The sequence below is a fragment of the Aurantimicrobium photophilum genome (assembly GCF_003194085.1).
Classification (GTDB): Bacteria; Actinomycetota; Actinomycetes; order Actinomycetales; family Microbacteriaceae; genus Aurantimicrobium; species Aurantimicrobium photophilum.
This window is the reverse complement of sequence record NZ_CP023994.1, coordinates 1,586,621-1,606,765: the sequence shown is the minus strand read 5'-3', so window position 1 is coordinate 1,606,765 and position 20,145 is coordinate 1,586,621. Positions and strand designations below refer to the sequence as shown.

Here is a 20,145-nt window from a genome sequence, read left to right as displayed (position 1 = left end):
TTACTGGCAGGTCGCAGTTGCACAGGCCGTACTAACGACGAGGGGATATCGTCATGCCAGCAATCGTTCTGATTGGTGCCCAGTGGGGCGACGAAGGTAAGGGTAAGGCTACCGACCTTCTTGCTGAACGTATCGACTACGTTGTGAAGTTCAATGGCGGTAACAACGCCGGTCACACTGTCGTTATTGGCGACGAGAAGTACGCCCTCCACTTGCTCCCTTCGGGTATTTTGACCCCCGGTGTTACCCCCGTCATCTCTAACGGTGTGGTTATCGACATCTCTGTTCTCTTTGCTGAGCTTGATGCTCTGAACTCTCGCGGCATTGACACGTCGAAGCTGCGCGTGAGCGCGAACGCGCACGTCATCACCGACTACCACCGCACCTTGGACAAGGTCACTGAGCGCTTCTTGGGTAAGCGCCAGATCGGCACCACCGGTCGCGGCATTGGTCCCACCTATGCAGACAAGATCAACCGTGTGGGTATCCGCATCCAGGACATCTTTGACGAAGGCATCTTGCGCCAGAAGGTTGAAGCTGCCCTCGAGATTAAGAACCACTTGCTGGCCAAGATTTATAACCGTCGTGCCATCTCGGCTGACGCAGTTATTGAAGAACTTCTCTCCTACCGTGAGCGTCTGGCACCGATGGTCGCGGACACTGCACTCGAACTGAACCAGGCTCTCGAAGCGGACAAGGTCGTGCTGTTCGAAGGCGGTCAGGCAACCATGCTCGACATCGACCACGGAACCTACCCCTTCGTTACCTCGTCGAACGCCACTGCTGGCGGCGCCTCGACCGGTTCGGGTATTGGTCCCAACAAGATTGAACGCGTGATCGCGGTCATCAAGGCGTACACAACCCGCGTGGGTGCTGGTCCGTTCCCCACCGAGCTCTTCGATGAAGACGGTGAATACCTCCGCGCTAAGGGTTTTGAATTCGGTACGACTACCGGACGTCCCCGTCGCTGTGGTTGGTATGACGCACCCATTGCTCGCTACACCGCACGTATCAACGGTGTGACTGACTTCGTGATTACCAAGCTCGACGTTCTCACTGGCCTCGAGCAGATTCCTGTCTGTGTTGCCTATGACGTTGATGGTGTTCGTCACGATGAGGTTCCGGTGAACCAGAGTGACTTCCACCACGCCAAGCCCATCCTGGAATACTTCCCCGGTTGGACCGAAGACATTACTGGTGCACGCACCTTCAGCGATCTTCCCAAGAACGCTCAGGACTACGTCACCGCACTCGAGGCAATGAGTGGCGCACGCTTCTCCGCCATTGGTGTGGGTCCTGCTCGCGATGCCATCATTGTGCAGCACGACCTCGTTGGCTAAATAAGTTCCCGTCTGACCGCTCGGTCAGAACCACATTGTTCTTGCCCGAACGAGTTCGTTCAGGGCTAGGCTGAAGCTTGTTATGACTACGACTTCAGCAGCTGCCAAAGCGGGCGGTTCACCCCTCCTTATTGCGCTGAAGTTCATCTTCCTTGCCTTGTTATGGGGATCCAGCTTCTTCTTCATCAAGATCGCCATGACTACCCTGTCGTGGGGTCAAGTTGCTTGGTCTCGTGTGGTTGCGGGTGGCATCTTCATGCTCGTGTTCTGGTTGATAAGTCGAGAAAAGCTACCTCGTGACCTCGTCACCTGGGGCCACATCGCTGTGGCCGGTGTCTTCGGTATTGGCATCCCTTTTATCTTCTTCCCCTGGGCTGAGCAGTTCATCACCTCCGCCGTTGCAACAATCTATAACGGTCTGACTCCCATCATGACGGCCATCATTGCGGTCTATGTGTTGCGCGTGGAGAACTTCAACCGCAATCAAGCAGCCGGTGTTCTTGTCGGTCTTGCTGGTCTTGTCGTCGTCATCGCCCCCTGGACTATTACCGACCTGGGTGGCAGCTTCTGGGGTCAGATCGCTGCCCTCAGCGCAGCGGTGATGTATGGATTCTCAGGAACCTATTTGAAGAAGTACGTGTTCCCCCGAGGTGTCTCGGCTAAGGCGATTTCGATCATTGAAGTGGGTGCAGCGACAGTGTTTATCCTGCTGTTGACACCCTTCCTAGCAACTGGTCCACTCACCATTGACTGGACCACCATCATTGCCATCGCCATTATCGGATTCGGTGGAACAGGCCTGGCCTATCTCTGGTTTAACGACGTTCTTGAGTCATGGGGTCCCACCCGTGCTTCTTCGGTGACCTATGTCATGCCCATCGTCGGCATCATGTTGGGCGTGGTCTTCCTGGGTGAAACCCTGCATTGGTATGAACCTGTGGGTGGTGCCATCGTTATTGCTGGTGTCTTGATTATGCGTAGGCAAGTTAAGAACTAAACACTCCTGCGCTAACCTGAAAGCATGGCGCAGAACGAGATGACCCCTGAGGTTGCAGAAGAACTCGCAGGAATTCGCGAGAGCATCGACAACATCGATGCAGCCCTCATTCACATGCTCGCAGAGCGATTCAAGTTCACCCAGAAGGTGGGCAAGCTCAAAGCCACCAACGATCTTCCCCCTTCCGACCCAGCACGTGAAGCTCGCCAGGTTGCACGCCTGCGTGCCCTTGCAGAAGAAGCAAACCTTGACCCCACCTTCGCTGAGAAGTGGTTCCACTTCGTCGTGGAAGAAGTTATTCACCACCACGAACAAGCTCGAGGCTAAGTAATGAGCGGTTTAGAACTGCACTGGTCCGTCAAAGACAGCCTCATTGCCTACATCTCTCGTTTAGAAGACGGTGTTGTTGAAGCACTGGAACCAGCAACTCGAACAGAGTCAGGGTTCACCTTCGTTCTCAACGAGGTTGCCTCAGACTTCAACCCAGAAACCCACACTGGTGTTCTGCAGTTCCTCGGAACTGCCCACTTCACCGGCCACTGGGGCATGATGAATATCACCATCAAGGATCCACGCATTGAGCTGACCTCAGGCCATGGAGTTCTCTCCATTGCACAAGGTGGAATTCTCTCTCCTGAGGCCCACGTTCCTTTTGTGAACGTGAATGTGGTTCCGGGTTCTCACCCGCTCATGCTCACCACAGCACTCACGGCAGGGGGACGCGGCGTCATGGGCGAGCAATACACCGTGGGTCAGGAACTCAGCCCACTCACCTTGAACTGAAAATAACCCTTGCGAACAGGGTTATTTTTCTGAGAAACTCAAATTCTTCGGGTGGGCCCCTGCGATGGGACCTGCTCGAAGCTATTTAAGCCGGCTTCTCACCCTCGGTTGTTGCTTTGAACTCAGCAGTCCCGGTCTTGCCAATGAGGTTCTCTTGGTAAGAATCAGCAGCCGCAACGAGGGGTTCGGCAACGGCTCTGAGTCGTTTGCCTTTCATAGCGCGGACGAAACGCACGACGAGGCCGACAATGATGGCAGCCCAAAAGGCACCAATCAGAATTGCAATGAATTGATCCATGGTTCCCCCGAACCAGGTTTAGCCGAAGTACTTGGGCAGTGTCTCGTTGCTGCGCTGACGAATCTCGTCAACAGAAACTTCGAACAGTCCCTGAACGTCGAGCTTGGCATCTGATCCACCCTGGTCGGTCACACCGATACGCAGGACGGGGTAGTTGCGAGCTTCGCACAGACCTAAGAAGCGAACGTCATCTTCGCGAGGAACAGAGACGATCACACGACCGGTTGATTCAGAGAACAACGCAGTAGCGGCGTCCACACCGTCACGCTCGATGATTTCATCGAGCCAGACGCGTGCGCCAACGCCGAAGCGCATCACGGACTCAGCCAGTGCCTGTCCCAGGCCACCATCGCTGAGGTCGTGAGCAGAAAGAATAAGGCTCTCAATTGCAGCACCATGAAGCAGGTCTGCGAGTTCCTTTTCCTGACCCAGGTCAACCATGGGAGGAACACCACCAAGGTGGTTGTGGATGGTGCCAGCCCAGGCTGAACCATCTAGTTCGGTGCGGGTGTAGCCAAGGAGGTAGATGTTGTTGCCTTCGTCCTGCCAGGAGGAAGGAATACGACGAGCAACGTCATCAATGACACCCAGCACACCCACAACAGGAGTGGGGTGAATAGGTGCATCACCGGTCTGGTTATAGAAGGAGACGTTTCCACCGGTGACGGGGATCTCAAGCTCCAAGCAACCGTCAGCAAGACCAGCAACAGCTTCCTTGAACTGCCACATCACTTCGGGGTTCTCAGGAGAGCCGAAGTTGAGGCAGTCAGTGACAGCTGCAGGAACAGCACCAGAAACAGCTACGTTGCGGTAAGCCTCTGCGAGTGCAAGGCGAGCACCGTTGTAGGGGTCAAGCTGGCAGTAACGGCCGTTCGCGTCGGTGGCGATAGCGAAGCCGAGACCGGATTCTTCATCCACGCGGATCATGCCGGCGTCGTCGGGGAAGCTCAGCGCAGTATTACCCATGACGAAGTAGTCATACTGGGTGGTGATGAGGGACTTGTCAGCCAAGTTAGGGCTGGCAACGAGCTTCAGGAACTGATCCTTGAGGTCTGCTCCCGAGCTGGGGCGAGCCAGTTTGTCAGCTGAGTCAGCCTGCAGAGCATCAATCCAGGTGGGGTAAGCGACGGGACGTTCGTAGACAGGGCCGTCGATAGCGACGGTGCGAGGGTCGACGTTCACGATTTCTTCGCCACCGTGGTGGATCACGAGGCGACCGGTGTCGGTTACTTCACCGAGAACACTGGTTTCTACGTCCCACTTGTTCACGACAGCCATGAACTGATCCAACAGCTCAGGCTTGACCACTGCCATCATGCGCTCCTGGCTCTCCGACATGAGGATTTCCTCAGCAGTGAGGGTGGGGTCGCGCAAGAGTACGTGGTCGAGTTCGACGAACATACCGCCGTCACCGTTGGAAGCAAGCTCACTCGTTGCACAGGAAATACCGGCAGCACCGAGGTCCTGAATACCTTCAACCAGGCCTTCGCGATACAGCTCGAGGCAGCACTCAATAAGCACCTTCTCAGCGAAGGGGTCACCCACCTGCACAGCAGGACGCTTGGTGGGGCCGGTGGAATCGAAGGAGTCTGAAGCAAGGATCGATGCTCCACCGATGCCGTCGCCACCGGTGCGTGCACCGAAGAGAACAATCTTGTTGCCCACACCCGAAGCGTTAGCCAGGTGAAGGTCTTCGTGGCGGAGAACACCGACAGAGAGTGCGTTCACTAAGGGGTTGCCCTGGTAGCAGGAGTCGAAGTAGGTCTCGCCACCAATGTTGGGAAGGCCGAGGCAGTTGCCGTAGAAGCTAATACCGCCGACCACACCGTGGAGTACACGAGGAGTGTCGGGGTGGTCAATGGCACCGAAGCGCAGCTGGTCCATCACAGCAACCGGACGGGCACCCATCGAGATGATGTCACGGACGATTCCACCCACACCGGTGGCAGCGCCCTGGAAAGGTTCAATGTAGCTGGGGTGGTTGTGGCTCTCCACCTTGAAGGTGACAGCCCAACCCTCGCCGACGTCCACAACACCAGCGTTCTCGCCCATGCCGACCATGAGCTTTTCTTTCATCTTCTCGCTGACCTTCTGGCCAAACTGACGAAGGTAAATCTTTGATGACTTGTACGAGCAGTGCTCACTCCACATCACGGAGTACATCGCCAGCTCGCCCGAGGTGGGGCGGCGGCCGAGGATCTTGCGAATCTCTGCGTACTCGTCATCCTTGAGGCCAAGGGCGCCGTAGGGCTGAACCTTGTCGGGAGTTGCGATGGCGTTTTCTACGGTGTCGGCGACGTGGGTGCTCACGCGTCGGTCCCTTCGTTGTGGGTGATGTGGAGAGAGTACGTGCTCATCGGCTTAGCGTCCTCCGGGAGGGCCAAGGAAAAGCAAAGTAGAGAAGACAGCGACAATTGCCAGCACAATGACAAGAATCAACAGCACGGGGCGGGCAAGGAACCAGCGGAAGAGTCGATCCAGTGCCTTTGCATCACGAGGGTCATCAGTAGCCTGGGTGCGCCAAGGACCTTCGAGTGCTCCACGCTTGGCCTGAACCAACTCGAAAGGGATAGTCGCGTAGGGGAGAATCGCGGTGATCACCGCGAGCAGACCCAGCCAGAAACCCCAACGCTGGTTGAACGCAATCAAAATTGAGGTTGCGCTGTAGCTAATGAACACCAGACCGTGTAAACCACCAATGGTGGTGAACAGGGTCTGGTCAATACCTGTGGTGGCACGAAGAATCAGGCCCGTGATGAGCAAGGTCCAGGTGCAGGCCTCGGCGATAGCCAGCACAAAGTAAAGCTTGCGAGGGGTGAACCCTGACTTCGTAGAAGTGCTCATGCTGCTTATGCCTTAGAAAGGATGGTGCTCTGAATAACTGAGGTAAAGAACTTGAGGCCATCAAGACCTGAACGCATAGCAACTGCGGTGTCTGGACCAAAGCCTGGCTCGACTGCGTGCTCGGGGTGAGGCATGAGCCCAACCACGTTGCCCGCTTCGTTAGAAACACCCGCAATGTCATCGAGGGAACCGTTGGGGTTCATGCCGACGTAACGGAAGGTGACCTGACCTTTGTCTTCAATGCGCTTGATGGTGTCTGCGTCTGCGACGAAACGGCCATCAGCGTTCTTGAGGGGAATGATGATCTCTTCACCCTGGGCAAAGTCTTTAGTCCAGGCGGTGTTGTTGTTCTCTACGATCAGCTTCTGGTCGCGACGAACAAAGGTGCCACAGTCATTACGGCCGTGAGCACCGGGAACCAGGCGGGCTTCTGCCAGCATTTGGAAACCGTTACATATACCCAAGACAGGCATACCCTTGTGAGCTGCGTCAATGACCTCAGCCATGATGGGGGCGTGGCTGGCAATAGAACCTGCACGCAGATAGTCGCCGTAGCTAAAGCCACCGGGAAGAATGATGGCTTCGACGCCTTCGAGATCGTGTGCACCGTGCCAGAGGGCAACGGGGGTTCCACCCGCGAGCTTTACCGCACGCTGAGCGTCACGCTCATCGAGTGAGCCGGGGAAGGTGATGACTCCGACGCGCATTACTTGGCCTCGGAGATGCTGACGACATCTTCGATGACCGAGTTCGAGAGGATGTCCTCTGCGATGGTCTTGGCTGCTGCGAGAGTCTCAGCGGTGACGGGGCCGTCAACGGTGAGCTCGAAGCGCTTGCCGATGCGAACACCGGAGAACTGGTTGTGACCAAGGCGGGTAAGCGCACCAGCGACTGCCTTGCCCTGAGGGTCAAGAATTTCAGCCTTGGGCATTACCTCGACGACGATGGTGGGCATGGGGGTAACTCCAGCGGTTTCGCGAGCAGGGAATACCTCAATCCTACCCGAGGGAGAGCAGTGTCTCTTTGACCCTTTCCATGCCAATGAAGACTTCTTCGAAAGAAGTTGTCAGCGGAGACAAGCCAATGCGCAAACCGTGTGGATCACGGTAGTCAGGAATGATGTCTTCCTTCCACAACAGCGCATTCAATTCACGCATGTGTGGGTGGTTCAGCGTGACGTGACCACCGCGATGGGCGGGATCGCGAGGCGTAGCCACGGTCACGCCCAGAGGTGCCAGCACTTCGTCCGTGTAGTCGATCACGAACTGGGTCAACAGCAGAGACTTGGCGCGAACTGCTTCGATGCTGACCTCGCCGATGAGCTCAACGGGATCAATCATGGCCTGCATGCCCACGACCGGTGTGGTACCGGTAATGAACCGGCGCAGGTCGTTCTCGGGGTCATAGCCAGGTCCCATGAGGAACATGTTCTTGGTGCCCCACCAACCCTGGATCGGCTGTTCAATGACGGTCTGCAGATCCTTGCGCACATAGGCCCAGGCCGGAGCACCGGGACCACCACACAGGTACTTATAGGAACAGCCCACAGCAATGTCGACGTTCCACTTGTCCAACTCGACCACGACAGAGCCCACGGAGTGGCTCAAGTCCCAGACGATCAATGCGCCGGCATCGTGCGTGATCTTTGTAATTGCGGGAGCATCTGCCATAAAGCCCGAGCGGTAGGCAACGTGGCTGAGCAGTACCAAAGCGGTGTTGGAGTTCACCACAGCAGCGACCTGTTCTGGAGTCACCCCTGAGGAAGTATCAACTTCAATCCAACGCAAAGTCATGTTGAGCTCATCCGCAATACCTTCGAGCAGGTAACGGTCGGTGGGGAAGTTGTCGGTATCGAGCACAATCTCGGTGCGACCAGGACGGGCGCCAATGGCAGCACGTGCCATCTTGTAAAGCAGCACACTGGTGGAGTCACCGACAAAGGTCTGCCCAGGTGCAGCACCCAGAGCAGCGGCACCGATTTTGTTTCCAAGTTCGAGGGGTAGGTCCAACCATTGCTCATCCCAGCTGCGAATGAGGCGGGTGCCCCAGTCGTGACGCAGGAATGCTTCAATACGGTCAAAGCTGGCACTCATGGGACGGCCCAGAGAGTTGCCATCGAAGTAGGCCAGGGGCATTCCGGGAGTTGAAGATTGCGTTGCCTCATCGGTGCCAAAGAACTTCGCGCGGTGGGCAGCTAAAGGATCAGCTGCGTCGAGTTCGGCGGCACGGGTGTCAAAGTTGGTGGTCATAGGAACTCCAATGTGTTGTGTTCGACGATACGTGCCGTGGCAAGCCAAGAGGCAAAGTCCTCACAGCTGTTGTCTGAGATTTCAGAGATGAAACTTCGGGGTTCTTCCACAACACCACCATTAGGGACTGGACGACGCCTGTCCCACCATTCCGTCATGGAGTCAAGGAGTTCTTCATGCCCTAACCCACACCTGCCCAGTGCTCTCAGCTCCCGCACATTGATACCCACGGGCAGAGGCCCATTGCCAAGATCGGTGCCATAAAACACCGTTCCGCCTGCCTCAATAAACTTCGACAAGTTCGTGGATGCGATGGAAAAGGCCTCTGTTACTTCTCCATAACCATGGATGTCCAGAGTGCTCATCCAGCCGTAATTGTTCTTGGCGGCATAAGAAATGAGGTCATCGGAAAGGAGCTCTGTAAAAGGAGTGTGAGCAAGTGTCACGGCTGGGCCAGCCGTGATTGCTCGTTCGGCTTGGCCGGCACCCTCAGCATGAACGATCGGAAGCAGCCCTGCTCTAAGTGCTTCGGTGATGAGTGAGTGAAGAACCTCATCAGAGTGCACAGGCCCCGCATCAGAGTTCAATGTGATCTTGAGGGCAGAAGCTTCAGAGGAAACCTGTGCGGATATAGCTTCAGAGACATCCTCTACAAACAGTGTTGCTCCAGGAGGAGCCCACGAACGGTCCGAGGGATACCCACCCTCTGCCGCTAAAAAGTTTCCGGCCCATTCGATGTCGAGGCCTGGGAGCTCAGCAACAATGTTTCGAAGTTCTGGTGTTGACCACCCCAAATCCAGCACTCGGCCAATGCCTCCAGAACGCAACTCACTGCCATCGAATAGTCCTAGGTGAACGTGAGCATCTCCAAGGAGGGGAAGAACAGTTCCCCATTCCCCGGTTGTGAGTTGTGCACGCCCACCAACCCCATAGGGGTTGGTGCCTTCAGGGAAGAGAGGCCCACACATAAAGAAGCGCTACTTACCAATCTCGGTGCGCACAGCAAAGAGCTCGGGGAAGAAGGTGAGCTCGAGTGCCTTCTGCAAGAAAGGTGCACCAGAAGATCCACCGGTGCCCATCTTCATTCCGATGATGCGTTGCACGGTCCGCAGGTGACGGAAGCGCCAGAACTGGAAGTTCTCTTCCAAGTCGACGAGTTCTTCACACGTTTCGTAGGCTTCCCAGTGCTCATCGTGGTTGTTATAGATCTCGATGAAGACAGGCATGAGTTCGTCGGTGAAAGTCCAGGCTTTGGTCACATCGCGTTCCAGAATCGAGGCAGGAACGGCATAGCCCTTACGAGCGAGGTATCGCAGGAACTCGTCATAGATGCTGGGTGCATTGAGAGCTGCGACGAGCATTTCTTGGGCGGCAGGGTCTGCGTCGAAGACGCGGATCATCTTCTCGTTCTTATTGCCGAGCATGAACTCAATCGCACGGTATTGGAACGACTGGAAGCCACTGGAGTTTCCGAGCTTGTCGCGGAACTGCGCGTATTCACTGGGGGTGAGCGTGGCCAAAACAGCCCACTGTTCGGTCAGGGTCTTCTGAATGTGCTTGAGGCGTGCCATGCACTTCAGTGCTTGGCCGAGGTCATCGTTGCGGAGGTAATTGGCTGCACCAATGAGCTCGTGCACCATCAGCTTCATCCAAAGCTCAGTGGTCTGGTGCTGAATGATGAAGAGCAGTTCATCGTGGTGATCGCTCAGGGGCTTCTGTGCTGAGAGAAGAGTGTCGAGATCGAGATAACCGCCATAACTCATGCGGTCAGTGAAGTCGGTGACGACGGTTTCTTCGATGTCGCGGGTGTTGTTTTCTACGCCCATGGGTGGGACCTCCTTGTGGGAACTCATTCACCCTAGCCAGAAGAGGTGATTCTTCGTCAGAGCTGGTGAGAAAAAAGTTTCTGAACTCCCACACACCAATAAAGTTGTTAGTTGAGACAACAAGGAGACACATGAGCATCACTCTAGGTAAAGACGACTGGTGGAAGGGTGCCGTCGTGTACCAGATCTACCCTCGCTCGTTCGCTGACTCGAACGGCGACGGCATCGGGGACATCCCCGGCATTACCTCCAAGCTGGACTATCTGGCAGACCTGGGCGTGGACGTGCTCTGGCTTTCTCCCGTCTATAAGTCTCCTCAAGATGACAATGGCTATGACATCTCGGACTACCAGGACATCGATCCTCTCTTTGGCACGCTCGACGACATGCGTCACCTCATCAATGAGACTCATGCCCGTGGCATGAAGCTCGTGATGGACCTCGTAGTCAACCACACCTCGGACGAGCACCCTTGGTTTGTGGAGAGTTCATCATCACTGGATAACCCCAAGCGTGATTGGTATATCTGGCGTGACGCCGTGGACGGCCGCGAGCCCACCGATCACCAGGCTGCGTTTTCTGGCTCGGTCTGGCAGTGGAACGAAAACACTCAGCAATACTTCCTGCACATCTTCTCCAAGAAGCAGCCTGACCTGAACTGGGAAAACCCCGAGGTTCGTGCCGCCGTCTATTCGATGATGAATTGGTGGTTGGAGCAGGGCGTGGATGGTTTCCGCATGGACGTGATTAACCTCATCTCCAAGCACCAGGACTTCTCGGCAGGTGATGACCTGTTCGGTCCTTGGATGAATGGTCCACGTATTCACGAATTCCTGCAAGAAATGAACCGTGAGGTTCTGCGCGATAAGGGACTCATCACTGTTGGTGAGATGCCCGGCTGCACGGTTGAACTTGCCCAGCAATACACCGCTCCCGAACGCCATGAGCTCAACATGGTGTTCACCTTCGAACACATGGACCTCGACACCAACCCTGAAGGGTATGGAAAATGGGACCTGGTTCCCTTCACTGTGAAGGCACTCAAGGAGAACCTGAACAAGTGGCAGAAGGGGCTCGAGCAGGTTGGCTGGAACTCCCTGTATTGGAACAACCACGACCAGCCCCGCATTGTTTCGCGTTGGGGTAATGACTCTGCCGAACACCGTGTGAACTCTGCCAAGGCTTTCGGAACTGTGCTGCACTTGATGCGGGGAACGCCCTATGTGTATCAGGGCGAAGAATTCGGTATGACGAGTGCTCACTTCACGAAGCTGAGCCAATACCGCGACCTCGAAACTTTGAACTGGGCAGCAGAAGCTCCCGAGATGGGAATCTCTGAGGACTACGTCCTTAAGGCTGTCGGTTACAAGGGTCGCGATAATGCCCGCACGCCCGTGCAGTGGGATGACTCAGTAAACGCTGGTTTCACCAGCGGTGAACCCTGGATCTCGGTCAACACCAACTACCCCGAGATCAACGCGGCAGCGGCAGTTGCCGATGCCGACTCGGTCTTCCACCACTACCAAAAGCTCATCGCTATGCGTCACGGCATGGATGTGGTGGTCAATGGCTCATTCGACATGTTGTGGATTGAACACGAGCAGCTCTTTGCCTACACCCGTGAACTCAACGGCCGCATTCTGACCGTGGTGGCCAACCTGTCTAATGACACAGTTGAGCTTCCTGGATCAGTCTCTGGTGATGCTGTTCTCGGCGTGAAGGCTGACGTGCTTGCTCCGTGGCAGGCGTTCGTGACGTTGCAGAACTAATTTCCATTCATGTCTGATTCCTTTGTTTTGCTCTGGGGTGCAACATCCCTGAGTGAGCAGGAATCTGATGAGTTATATCCATTACTCACTTCTTCAGAGCGCGCTCGTGCTGCTTCCCTAGGGCATGTGCTGTCACAGCGTTATCTCTCGGGTAGGTATCTCGCCAGAAAAGTGGGCGGGCAAATCCTGGGACAGGCGTGGACTTCTGTAATTCCCGTGGCACACTGCTGTGAATGTGGGATGGATCATGGAGCCATCACCCTTGAAGGCACTGATGTTCACATCAGCTTGTCCTCGAGTGGCGGGGTAGTGGTTGCCGCTGGCATCCGTGGCAAACAAATTGGTGTCGATATTGAACAGGGAAACCTAGGAGACTCTCGAGAAGTTGCGGGCCGGACAGGAACGCACTCAGTCACCCTTGGTTCGTGGTGTGAATACGAAGCCGTCGTGAAAGCTATGAGGGTCGGAAATGCTGTCAGTATCGATGAGCTAGACCCAGCTGAGGTATCTGGGCGGTTCACCGTTCACCACGCAACTCAGCAGGACAGGCTCGTTGTAGCTGTCGCCGTGAGCCGCTAGTTCAGGGCGGGTAGCGCTTTCTGAAAAAGCCAGCGCTCAAACAGGGGCCCGAGATTCTCAGATGTGCTTTTCTGGCACAACTCAATGAAATCTTCCGTCGTACCTAAAGCGTGAGCGTGATCGGCAACCCACTTCTTCACGATGGCGAAGAAGGTCTTGTCTCCGACTGCACGTCGCAATGCGTGAAGTGTGAGTGCACCTCGCTTGTAAACCCGGTCGTCAAACATGAGGTCAGGGCCAGGATCGGCCAGTAGAAGGTCTTGATCGAGCTGGCGCAGCAGCACATGGTGTGACTCGGCCATACCTTGCGTGGTAATTCCACCTGCTTTTTCAGACCAGAGCCACTCGGCATAGCAGGCAAAACCTTCATTGAGCCAAATGTCACTCCACTGAGCAATCCCCACGCTGTTGCCAAACCACTGGTGGGCAAGCTCATGGGCAACGAGTCGCTCTTCCGGGTTGGTTCCGTTGAGGTGGTTAGCCCCAAAGATGGCCATGCCCTGGGCTTCGAGAGGAATCTCAAGTTCATCTGCGGTGACAACAACGGTGTAACTCTGGAAGGGGTACTCGCCGAACGTCTCGTTAAAGAAAGAAAGCATGTCTTCGAGTTTGGAGAGGTCAGAAGTGATTTTGCTTTGATTAGCTGGGGGGAAGAACGTGTGAACAGTCACGCCAGATAATTCTTCTTCACGTTGACGGTAGCGCCCAATTTGAATGGAGGCGAGGTAAGTGGGGGTAGGAATGTTTTGACGGAAGTTCCAGGTTGCGAGCCCGGACTTCTCCGAGGTACTCATCAACTCTCCTGTGGCTGCTACTGAGTAGCTGCGTTCGGTTGTGAGTGAAATCTCAAACGTTGATTTGTAGCGGGGGAGATCGTTGCATGGGAACCAGGTGGGTGCACCCGTTGGCTGTGCTGCTACAACAACACCATCGTTCAATTCTTCCCATCCGACTGTTCCCCAGCGAGAACTGCGAGGGCGTGGGGTGCCGGAGTAGTGAATTTCTAGTTCGAAAGTGGAACCCGCAGCTAACTCTTCACCGAGTTTGACAGTGAGCTTGGTTGGGCTTTGCTTGAAGTTTTTATTAGCTTTGCTTTCAACGGAGACCTTTCCCACGTGAAGGCCAGAGATGTCTAAAGAGATTTGACGAACTGCCCTCAGTAACCTCACATTGAGAGTGGCAACTGCCTTGAGGTGTCCTGACGACATTCTGTAATGCAGATTGAGTGCGTAGTGCTCAATGAAGAAATCTGCACTGCCTGAATCTGGGGTGTAAGAATCTACCGCCACAATCACACCGTCTTCACAGAAGCTGTGTCTGAAAAGTACTTCCGCACAGTAACTTCACGCCACGGCCCGATCGGGTTCCCGCTCCAGCGGCTTCCCTCTGGAACAGCTTCACCACGCATGACGAGAGAAGCCGGACCAACAGTGCTGTGGGCACCAATACGTGCGGCAGGAAGTATCACGCTGTGCGGGCCGAGGGTTCCGCCCGCTTCCACCGATACCGTGTCCATACTCATCACTCTGTCATGGAACAGATGTGTTTGCAGAACAGTGCCTCTGTTGACGGTGGCGCCGTCACCGAGGGTGACCAAATCCGCTTCAGGAAGCCAATACGTTTCACACCAGACCCCGCCACCAATTTTTGCGCCCAAACTGCGCAGCCACCAGACAAGTCCGAGCGTGCCATTCATGTAGTTGGCGAACCAGGGTGCGGCTACCATTTCGACGAAGGTGTCGGCCACTTCGTTGCGCCAAATAAAGGAAGACCACAGTGGCTTTTCTTGGGGCTTAATTTTGCCCACAAGAACCCACTTTGCAATGGTGCTGATGGCAGCTGCGATGATTCCGGCTGCCCACAACAAGGGACCACAGAGTAGGACGGCAGCCCACATTCCCCACAGGGAATCCGCAAGCAATATGCCACACACCACTGCGAAACCAATCAGGGCGGTAACAAGCACGGGTACAAACCTGGTCAGCTCCCACAAACTACGGGCAATCCGCAGCCAGATTGAAGGTTTATAGGTGCGCTCGCGGTCTCCCTCAGCGATCAGTCTGCGCAAGCGCATGGGCGGAGAACCCAACCAGGACGATCCTTCTTTCGCCTTTCGAGGAGCACTCGAAAGGACAGCTACCAGGGCATCTTTGGGAACCTTGCGCCCTGCTGGTGCCAAGCCAGAGTTGCCGATGAATGCGCGCTTACCAATCTCTACCGGCCCAATGAACATCCAACCGTTACCCAGTGCGTAGGGGGCAACCATGGTGTCATCAGCTAAGAAGACGTCGTCTCTGATGGTGGTCATCTTGGGAAGCATCAACACAGTTGATGCTTCGACGTTGTGTCCTACCTTGGCTCCCAGCAGGCGAAGCCAAATGGGTGTGAACAGACTCGAGTAGAGAGGAAAGAGGAATGTGCGGGCCAAATCGAGGATTCTCTCAACACTCCATGCTTGCCACCCGGCCCAGCTGTGAACCGGGAAGATGCCTTCCCTCATCGTGAGGCTGAGGAAGCGAACAGAGGCAAGAACGAGAACTGTGAAGATGAATCCGGCGAGCATTGTCGCAGGGATGAATCCCACCGCGACAATGCTCAGTACGTCAGAGACAGACTGATTCTGTTTCAATGCAACCAACACTAAGGTCGCACCTCCCAGCAAGGACAGCAGCGGGAAGAGGGCATAGAGGCCAGAAGATAACGCAAAGAGCGCACTCCAGGCTCGTGACTGCTTGGCGGCTACTTGAGGCCACCACGCCTTGACCTTGCCTTCTCGCTTAGCAGGTGATCCGCTCCAGAGCTGCCCTGCCGGAACCTTACCGAACACGCTCGAGCCAGGAGCAATTTCAGCAAACTTGCCAATACGAGTTCCCGGGGCGAGGGTGCTGCGTGCGCCAATGGTTGCGTGAGCGCCAATGCGGATTTCACCCACCCGAACAACATCGCCGTCGATCCAATAACCCGTAAGATCGACCTCTGGTTCAATCGATGCACCTGCACCAACCCAGAGCATCCCAGTGATGGGTGGGAGGGTGTGCATGGTGACACCCTTACCAATTCGTGCACCCAGTGCCCGTGCATACGCCGTGACCCAGGGCGCACCAGCCAATGTCACCGCACCGATATGTGAAGCTGCCTGTTCCGCGAACCACAAGCGCAAATGGGCGGAGCCACCACGGAGATAATTACCGGGTCGCAACCCAGCGAGAACTGTTCTGGAAATCGCAACGCTCAGCAACATTCGACCCCACGGGGAGCCAAACAACAAGATGCCTGGAATCAAAATGGCAAGCGGAGCAGACGGTAGAAAGTCAACAACGTCCAGCAAGCCCAACAACGTAGATGCAGTCAGGGCATAAAACAGCCAACGCAGTCCCGCCAAGGCAAATAAGGGGATGGAGAGCACTGCCTGGATGAGCTGGGGAGACTGAGGAACTTTTGGAGATTTGTGAAACGACCCGGTGGGAACAAGTTCTCCTGCTGTGCTGACATCAATGAAGTCAGACATGGATCCCAACCGAGGGTGGGCGTAGATATCTGCGACCGTCATGCTGGGGTACAGGGTGCGGAGCCTGCCAACAAGTTGGGCAGCGGCCAAAGAACCACCACCAATATCAAAGAAGTGAGTGTTGAGGTCCGTCACGGGAACACCGAGAACCTCAGCCCACTCGCTGGCGACGCGTCGCTCGATCTCTGTGAAATCGAGTTCGTCAAGGTCGGCGGTAGCGAGCGGCCAGGGAAGAGCCGCCTTATCGACTTTGCCGGAAGTCCTGACAGGAAGTTCAGCAAGAGGAACCAGTAGTGGAATGAGAGGCGCTGGGAGAGATTCACGCAAGGTCACCAGCGCTTCTGAAACAGAGAAAGCCTCAACGTCATTGACACTGATATAGCCGACAAGAGTCTTGTTGCCTGCTTGTGTTGTCTGCACAACCACAGCTCCTGCGGTGACATTCGGGAGAGCGCTCAAAGCACTTTCAATTTCACCCAATTCAATTCGGCGGCCACCGACCTTAACTTGGTCATCAACGCGACCGACAAAGATCAGTCCTTCAGCTTCATAGCGAACCATGTCGCCGCTGCGATAAGCACGATCCCACCCCAATGTGGGGAAGGGCGCATAAACGTGGGCGTCCTTCTCTTCGTCGAGGTATCTCGCAAGCCCCACTCCGCCGATGATCAGCTCACCGGTTTCGCCTTCTGTAACACGATGCCCATCGGCGTTCACCACAGCGAGGTCCCACCCGTCCAGGGGGAGGCCAATTCTCATCGGCCCGATGCCTGTGGTCTGAGCTCCGCAGGCAACCACGGTTGCCTCGGTGGGGCCGTAGGTGTTCCAGACTTCTCGGCCGGAAGAAGCCAACTTTTCTGCCAACTCGAGAGGGAAGGCTTCACCGCCAAAAATTAGCAAGCGAATGTTCTCGAGGGCATCCTCGGGCCACATCGCAGCCAGGGTAGGCACAGTCGAGACAATGGTGATGCCATTAGCCATAAGCCATGGTCCAAGGTCAGAACCTGATCTGACCAATGAACGAGGGGCTGGAACGAGACAGCCTCCGTGGCCCCAGGCAAGCCACATCTCTTCACAGGAGGCATCAAACGCAACGGAGAGACCAGCGAGCACTCGATCTTGGGCATTGATGGGTTCTGCTTGGAGGAACATCCGAGACTCGGCATCAACAAAAGCAGCAGCTGAGCGGTGGGAGACAGCCACACCCTTGGGTTTGCCGGTAGAACCAGACGTAAAGATTATCCACGCGTCATCGGTTTCTCGGGGAGCAAATTCTTCAGGAAAGAGGGTCTCGCGGTAGTCAAAATCAATCTGGCCAACTTGGCTGAGTTCCCCTCCGGGTATCTCAGATTGAAGGAACTTACCGCCGGTAGCGATAACTCCGTTGACTTCTGCTTCAGAAAAGACAACCCGCGCACGTTCATCAGGATCATCGGCATCAACAGGAACGTAGGCAGCACCCGCATGCAGAATTCCCAAAATTGCGATGTATAAATCAACACTGCCGGACTCAATGCGCACTCCCACACGATTTCCCCGCTTCACGCCATAGGAATGGAGTTGGTGGGCCACAGCCAGAGCCTGTTCAGTTAAGTCTCGATAGCTCAGACGAGTAGTCCCGTCGTCCAAAGCTGTTTCGTCAGCATTGAAATTGGTGATCTCGCGGAAGATGTCGATGAGTGTCCTAGGAGCCGGGGCACTACTCAGACGGGAGAGCACAGACTGTGCTTCAAGGCTCTGAGAGGGGGTTTCGGACATGTGGCACATTATTGCGTGTGCCAGTGAACGCTAAATGAACAAGTTGACGACACGGCACAAAGTCGGCGGTTTGTTAACCTTCGCCCCATAACTTTTTCTCGCAAGCAAGAGAAACGAAACCCCTGAAGGAATTCTCATGGCAAATGCTCAAGATAAGAAAGAGCTTAAGAAGAAGCTCTCCAAAAGACTGACTGAAGCTCGCAGCCTCGCAAAGAACCTCGAGACCAAGGCAAAGAAGTCAATCAAGAAGGCCGCTAACGAGGCAGAATCCCTCGCTAAGAAGGACCTAAAAAAGGCAACCAAGACCGCAAAGAAAGTTGTCGTCAAGGCCACAGCAAAGGTTGAAAAGGCCAAGAAGGCAACCAAGGCAGCTGCGAAGCCAGTTGCTGCAGCCACCGCGAAGTCCGCTGCGAAGCCCGCAACAAAGTCTGGTGCGAAGCCAGTAGTGAAAACTGCTGCGAAGCCCGCTTCAAAGCCGGCAGCCAAGAAAGCACCAGCGAAATCAGCGGCTAAGCCCGCCGCGAAGCCTGTCGCGGTCTCAACAACGCCTTCTGCGAGCTGGACAGTTGTTGCACTTCGTGACTACGCACGCACCAGGGGAATTGCCGGTTACACCGGCCTGACCAAAGCTGCGCTCCTGGCCAAGATCAAGGCGTCAGGAAAGTAAGACTGATTCAATAAGTAGAGGCGTCGGGGAACCGGCGCCTCTACTTATTTAAGGCCCTTGGTGTATTTCTTGAGCCACTTATTGAATGCAGGGCCAAGGTCTTCGCGTTCGCCAGCGAGCTGAACGATGGCTTTGAGATACGAGAGTTTGTCACCAGTATCGAAGCGGCGATATTCGTGAACTAAACCAAACACAGGTCCGGCCAGTGAGGTGTCCTGCGCCATCCGGTCAAGAGCATCAGAGAGTTGAATCTCGCCACCAAAGCCTGGCTCAAGTTTCTTGAGGACATCAAACACACCTGGTTGCAGAACATAGCGGCCGATGGCTACGAGGCGAGAGGGTGCTAATTCAACTTCCGGTTTTTCCACGAACCCCTTGATTCCAAAAATGTGTTCACTCTCGGTGGGGACCACATCCGCAACACCGTAACGGGAGAGATGTGATTGTGGAACTTCCATGAGCGCAATTACTGAAGCGCGTTCTGTATGAGCAATCCACATCATCTCGGCGAGAAGGTCATCGCCGTGTTCGATGATGTCATCACCCAGGAGCAACGCGAAAGGCTCTCCTGCAACAAATGTTTCTGCCTTGAGAACGGCATGACCAAGACCTAGAGGGTTGCCCTGTCTGACGTAGTGAAGATCAACATCCTCGGTGATGGTGGTGATTTGTTCTAGTTTTGCCACGTCGTTTCGGGCAGTGAGGATGGTCTCTAATTCCACATTGCGATCAAAGTGGTTTTCCAGAGCTTGTTTGTTTCGCCCGGTGATGAGGAGAAGGTGATTGAGGCCGCTGCCGATAGCTTCTTCAACAACATATTGAATTGCAGGCTTGTCAATGACGGGGAGCATTTCTTTAGGCATGGCCTTGGTAGCGGGAAGGAATCGTGTCCCCATTCCCGCTGCAGGAATGACTGCTTTAGTAATTGACGTGATCACGATGTTCGATTCTTGAGTCTGTTTCGGATGATTTCAATGGGAAGTGGCAACGAAGAAATTATGACGAAGCTGATCACCACTACTTCGATGTTGTGTCGAACCCAGGGAATTGTTCCTAAGAAATAGCCAGCTGTCATCAGGCCAGCAACCCACGCGACGGCGCCTGCAATGTTGTAAACCAAATAGCGACGCCAGCCAAAGTCGGACATCCCCACTGTCAAGGGCACAAGTGCTCGGAGAACCGGGACAAACCGGGCCAAGATAATCGCACGCGACCCGTAGTGGTGATAAAACTCTTTTGTTTTCTCAACGACTTTCTTGTTGAAAAACCAGGTGTCATCTCGGTTGAACACTCGAGGACCCAACTTGTGTCCTAACCAGTAACCAACCTCAGAACCTGCCACCGCGGCAAAGAAGACAAGCCCTATTGCGGGAATCAGTGGGATGCTGGTCAACACCGTCGACAGGGTCAGCCCCAGCAGAAAGAGTAATGAGTCTCCGGGGAGGAACGAACCCAGAATTGTGGCTGTTTCAGCAAAAATCAGCGCCGCTACTCCCACGACTGCGAGAGCCCCGAGAGCCTCAATGA

The 20,145-nt window shown here is 55.1% G+C and carries 19 protein-coding genes; 7 read left to right on the top strand and 12 right to left on the bottom strand.

Features of this window, described 5'->3' with window-relative positions; genetic code table 11:
* Positions 1-53: 53 nt before the first annotated feature.
* From AURMO_RS08040 to AURMO_RS08025, 4 genes are all read left to right on the top strand, one after another.
* Positions 54-1,340 (top strand): adenylosuccinate synthase, encoded by a 1,287-nt coding sequence (locus AURMO_RS08040; RefSeq protein WP_110234666.1) that lies wholly within the window; start codon positions 54-56, stop codon positions 1,338-1,340.
* Positions 1,341-1,422: 82 nt separating this feature from the next.
* Positions 1,423-2,337, top strand: coding sequence for a DMT family transporter (locus AURMO_RS08035; protein ID WP_110234665.1), 915 nt, complete (start codon positions 1,423-1,425; stop codon positions 2,335-2,337).
* Positions 2,338-2,361: 24 nt separating this feature from the next.
* Positions 2,362-2,664, top strand: coding sequence for a chorismate mutase (locus tag AURMO_RS08030; protein WP_204163612.1), 303 nt, complete (start codon positions 2,362-2,364; stop codon positions 2,662-2,664).
* Positions 2,665-2,667: 3 nt separating this feature from the next.
* Positions 2,668-3,120 carry an HtaA domain-containing protein gene (locus AURMO_RS08025; protein ID WP_110234664.1) on the top strand — a complete coding sequence of 151 codons (453 nt, stop codon included), beginning with the start codon at positions 2,668-2,670 and terminating at the stop codon, positions 3,118-3,120.
* Positions 3,121-3,205: 85 nt separating this feature from the next.
* Here AURMO_RS08025 and AURMO_RS08020 read toward each other — a convergent pair whose 3' ends face one another.
* Genes AURMO_RS08020 through kynA form a run of 8 tightly spaced genes read right to left on the bottom strand, consistent with a single transcriptional unit; the run spans position 3,206 to position 10,337 of the window.
* Entirely contained in the window at positions 3,206-3,418 is a 213-nt protein-coding gene (locus AURMO_RS08020; protein ID WP_110234663.1) for a hypothetical protein, read from the bottom strand.
* Positions 3,419-3,436: 18 nt separating this feature from the next.
* Positions 3,437-5,728 (bottom strand): phosphoribosylformylglycinamidine synthase subunit PurL, encoded by a 2,292-nt coding sequence (purL, locus tag AURMO_RS08015; RefSeq protein WP_110234662.1) that lies wholly within the window; start codon positions 5,726-5,728, stop codon positions 3,437-3,439.
* 51 nt (positions 5,729-5,779) lie between these two features.
* Positions 5,780-6,262, bottom strand: coding sequence for a DUF3817 domain-containing protein (locus AURMO_RS08010; RefSeq protein ID WP_110234661.1), 483 nt, complete (start codon positions 6,260-6,262; stop codon positions 5,780-5,782).
* A 5-nt stretch (positions 6,263-6,267) separates the two neighbouring features.
* Positions 6,268-6,969, bottom strand: coding sequence for a phosphoribosylformylglycinamidine synthase subunit PurQ (gene purQ / locus AURMO_RS08005; protein ID WP_110234660.1), 702 nt, complete (start codon positions 6,967-6,969; stop codon positions 6,268-6,270).
* Positions 6,969-7,217: a phosphoribosylformylglycinamidine synthase subunit PurS gene (gene purS / locus AURMO_RS08000; RefSeq protein ID WP_110234659.1), complete on the bottom strand. Its 249-nt coding sequence runs from the start codon at positions 7,215-7,217 to the stop codon at positions 6,969-6,971. The genes purQ and purS overlap by 1 nt, the downstream gene beginning before the upstream one ends.
* Before the next feature lie 43 nt (positions 7,218-7,260).
* On the bottom strand, positions 7,261-8,511 hold the full coding sequence (locus AURMO_RS07995) for a kynureninase (protein WP_110234658.1): 1,251 nt from the start codon (positions 8,509-8,511) through the stop codon (positions 7,261-7,263).
* Positions 8,508-9,479, bottom strand: a complete 972-nt coding sequence (locus tag AURMO_RS07990) for an amidohydrolase family protein (RefSeq protein WP_110234657.1) — start codon at positions 9,477-9,479, stop codon at positions 8,508-8,510. The genes AURMO_RS07995 and AURMO_RS07990 overlap by 4 nt, the downstream gene beginning before the upstream one ends.
* 9 nt (positions 9,480-9,488) lie before the next feature.
* Positions 9,489-10,337, bottom strand: a complete 849-nt coding sequence (gene kynA, locus AURMO_RS07985) for a tryptophan 2,3-dioxygenase (protein WP_110234656.1) — start codon at positions 10,335-10,337, stop codon at positions 9,489-9,491.
* A 131-nt stretch (positions 10,338-10,468) separates the two neighbouring features.
* On the opposite strand from kynA, the gene AURMO_RS07980 reads away from it, so the two are divergent.
* Positions 10,469-12,106, top strand: a complete 1,638-nt coding sequence (locus tag AURMO_RS07980) for an alpha-glucosidase (RefSeq protein WP_110234655.1) — start codon at positions 10,469-10,471, stop codon at positions 12,104-12,106.
* A 9-nt stretch (positions 12,107-12,115) separates the two neighbouring features.
* Positions 12,116-12,685, top strand: a complete 570-nt coding sequence (locus AURMO_RS08945; RefSeq protein WP_162532711.1) for a 4'-phosphopantetheinyl transferase family protein — start codon at positions 12,116-12,118, stop codon at positions 12,683-12,685.
* Here the strand turns inward: AURMO_RS08945 and AURMO_RS07970 are convergent.
* A complete protein-coding gene (locus tag AURMO_RS07970) occupies positions 12,682-13,974 on the bottom strand; it encodes a M1 family metallopeptidase (protein ID WP_239406825.1) in 1,293 nt (430 codons plus the stop codon). The genes AURMO_RS08945 and AURMO_RS07970 overlap by 4 nt on opposite strands.
* Positions 13,975-13,976: 2 nt before the next feature.
* Positions 13,977-17,951 carry a Pls/PosA family non-ribosomal peptide synthetase gene (locus tag AURMO_RS07965; protein ID WP_239406824.1) on the bottom strand — a complete coding sequence of 1,325 codons (3,975 nt, stop codon included), beginning with the start codon at positions 17,949-17,951 and terminating at the stop codon, positions 13,977-13,979.
* Between the two features lie 136 nt (positions 17,952-18,087).
* On the opposite strand from AURMO_RS07965, the gene AURMO_RS09025 reads away from it, so the two are divergent.
* Positions 18,088-18,618, top strand: a complete 531-nt coding sequence (locus AURMO_RS09025) for a hypothetical protein (protein ID WP_204163611.1) — start codon at positions 18,088-18,090, stop codon at positions 18,616-18,618.
* Between the two features lie 44 nt (positions 18,619-18,662).
* On the opposite strand, the gene AURMO_RS07955 is transcribed toward AURMO_RS09025, so the two are convergent.
* Together AURMO_RS07955 and AURMO_RS07950 are read right to left on the bottom strand one after the other, a co-directional pair.
* Positions 18,663-19,556 carry a UTP--glucose-1-phosphate uridylyltransferase gene (locus AURMO_RS07955; protein ID WP_110234652.1) on the bottom strand — a complete coding sequence of 298 codons (894 nt, stop codon included), beginning with the start codon at positions 19,554-19,556 and terminating at the stop codon, positions 18,663-18,665.
* A complete protein-coding gene (locus AURMO_RS07950) occupies positions 19,553-20,116 on the bottom strand; it encodes a DedA family protein (RefSeq protein WP_162532710.1) in 564 nt (187 codons plus the stop codon). The genes AURMO_RS07955 and AURMO_RS07950 overlap by 4 nt, the downstream gene beginning before the upstream one ends.
* Between the last annotated feature and the right edge of the window lie 29 nt (positions 20,117-20,145).

What these genes read in the sequence shown, in the direction of transcription:
- AURMO_RS08040 (WP_110234666.1), top strand. Translation starts at nt 54, where the DNA reads ATGCCAGCAATCGTTCTGATTGGTGCCCAGTGGGGCGACGAAGGTAAG.
- AURMO_RS08035 (WP_110234665.1), top strand. Translation starts at nt 1,423, where the DNA reads ATGACTACGACTTCAGCAGCTGCCAAAGCGGGCGGTTCACCCCTCCTT.
- AURMO_RS08030 (WP_204163612.1), top strand. Translation starts at nt 2,362, where the DNA reads ATGGCGCAGAACGAGATGACCCCTGAGGTTGCAGAAGAACTCGCAGGA.
- AURMO_RS08025 (WP_110234664.1), top strand. Translation starts at nt 2,668, where the DNA reads ATGAGCGGTTTAGAACTGCACTGGTCCGTCAAAGACAGCCTCATTGCC.
- AURMO_RS08020 (WP_110234663.1), bottom strand. Translation starts at nt 3,418, where the DNA reads ATGGATCAATTCATTGCAATTCTGATTGGTGCCTTTTGGGCTGCCATC.
- AURMO_RS08010 (WP_110234661.1), bottom strand. Translation starts at nt 6,262, where the DNA reads ATGAGCACTTCTACGAAGTCAGGGTTCACCCCTCGCAAGCTTTACTTT.
- purQ (WP_110234660.1), bottom strand. Translation starts at nt 6,969, where the DNA reads ATGCGCGTCGGAGTCATCACCTTCCCCGGCTCACTCGATGAGCGTGAC.
- purS (WP_110234659.1), bottom strand. Translation starts at nt 7,217, where the DNA reads ATGCCCACCATCGTCGTCGAGGTAATGCCCAAGGCTGAAATTCTTGAC.
- AURMO_RS07995 (WP_110234658.1), bottom strand. Translation starts at nt 8,511, where the DNA reads ATGACCACCAACTTTGACACCCGTGCCGCCGAACTCGACGCAGCTGAT.
- AURMO_RS07990 (WP_110234657.1), bottom strand. Translation starts at nt 9,479, where the DNA reads ATGTGTGGGCCTCTCTTCCCTGAAGGCACCAACCCCTATGGGGTTGGT.
- kynA (WP_110234656.1), bottom strand. Translation starts at nt 10,337, where the DNA reads ATGGGCGTAGAAAACAACACCCGCGACATCGAAGAAACCGTCGTCACC.
- AURMO_RS07980 (WP_110234655.1), top strand. Translation starts at nt 10,469, where the DNA reads ATGAGCATCACTCTAGGTAAAGACGACTGGTGGAAGGGTGCCGTCGTG.
- AURMO_RS08945 (WP_162532711.1), top strand. Translation starts at nt 12,116, where the DNA reads ATGTCTGATTCCTTTGTTTTGCTCTGGGGTGCAACATCCCTGAGTGAG.
- AURMO_RS07965 (WP_239406824.1), bottom strand. Translation starts at nt 17,951, where the DNA reads ATGTCCGAAACCCCCTCTCAGAGCCTTGAAGCACAGTCTGTGCTCTCC.
- AURMO_RS09025 (WP_204163611.1), top strand. Translation starts at nt 18,088, where the DNA reads ATGGCAAATGCTCAAGATAAGAAAGAGCTTAAGAAGAAGCTCTCCAAA.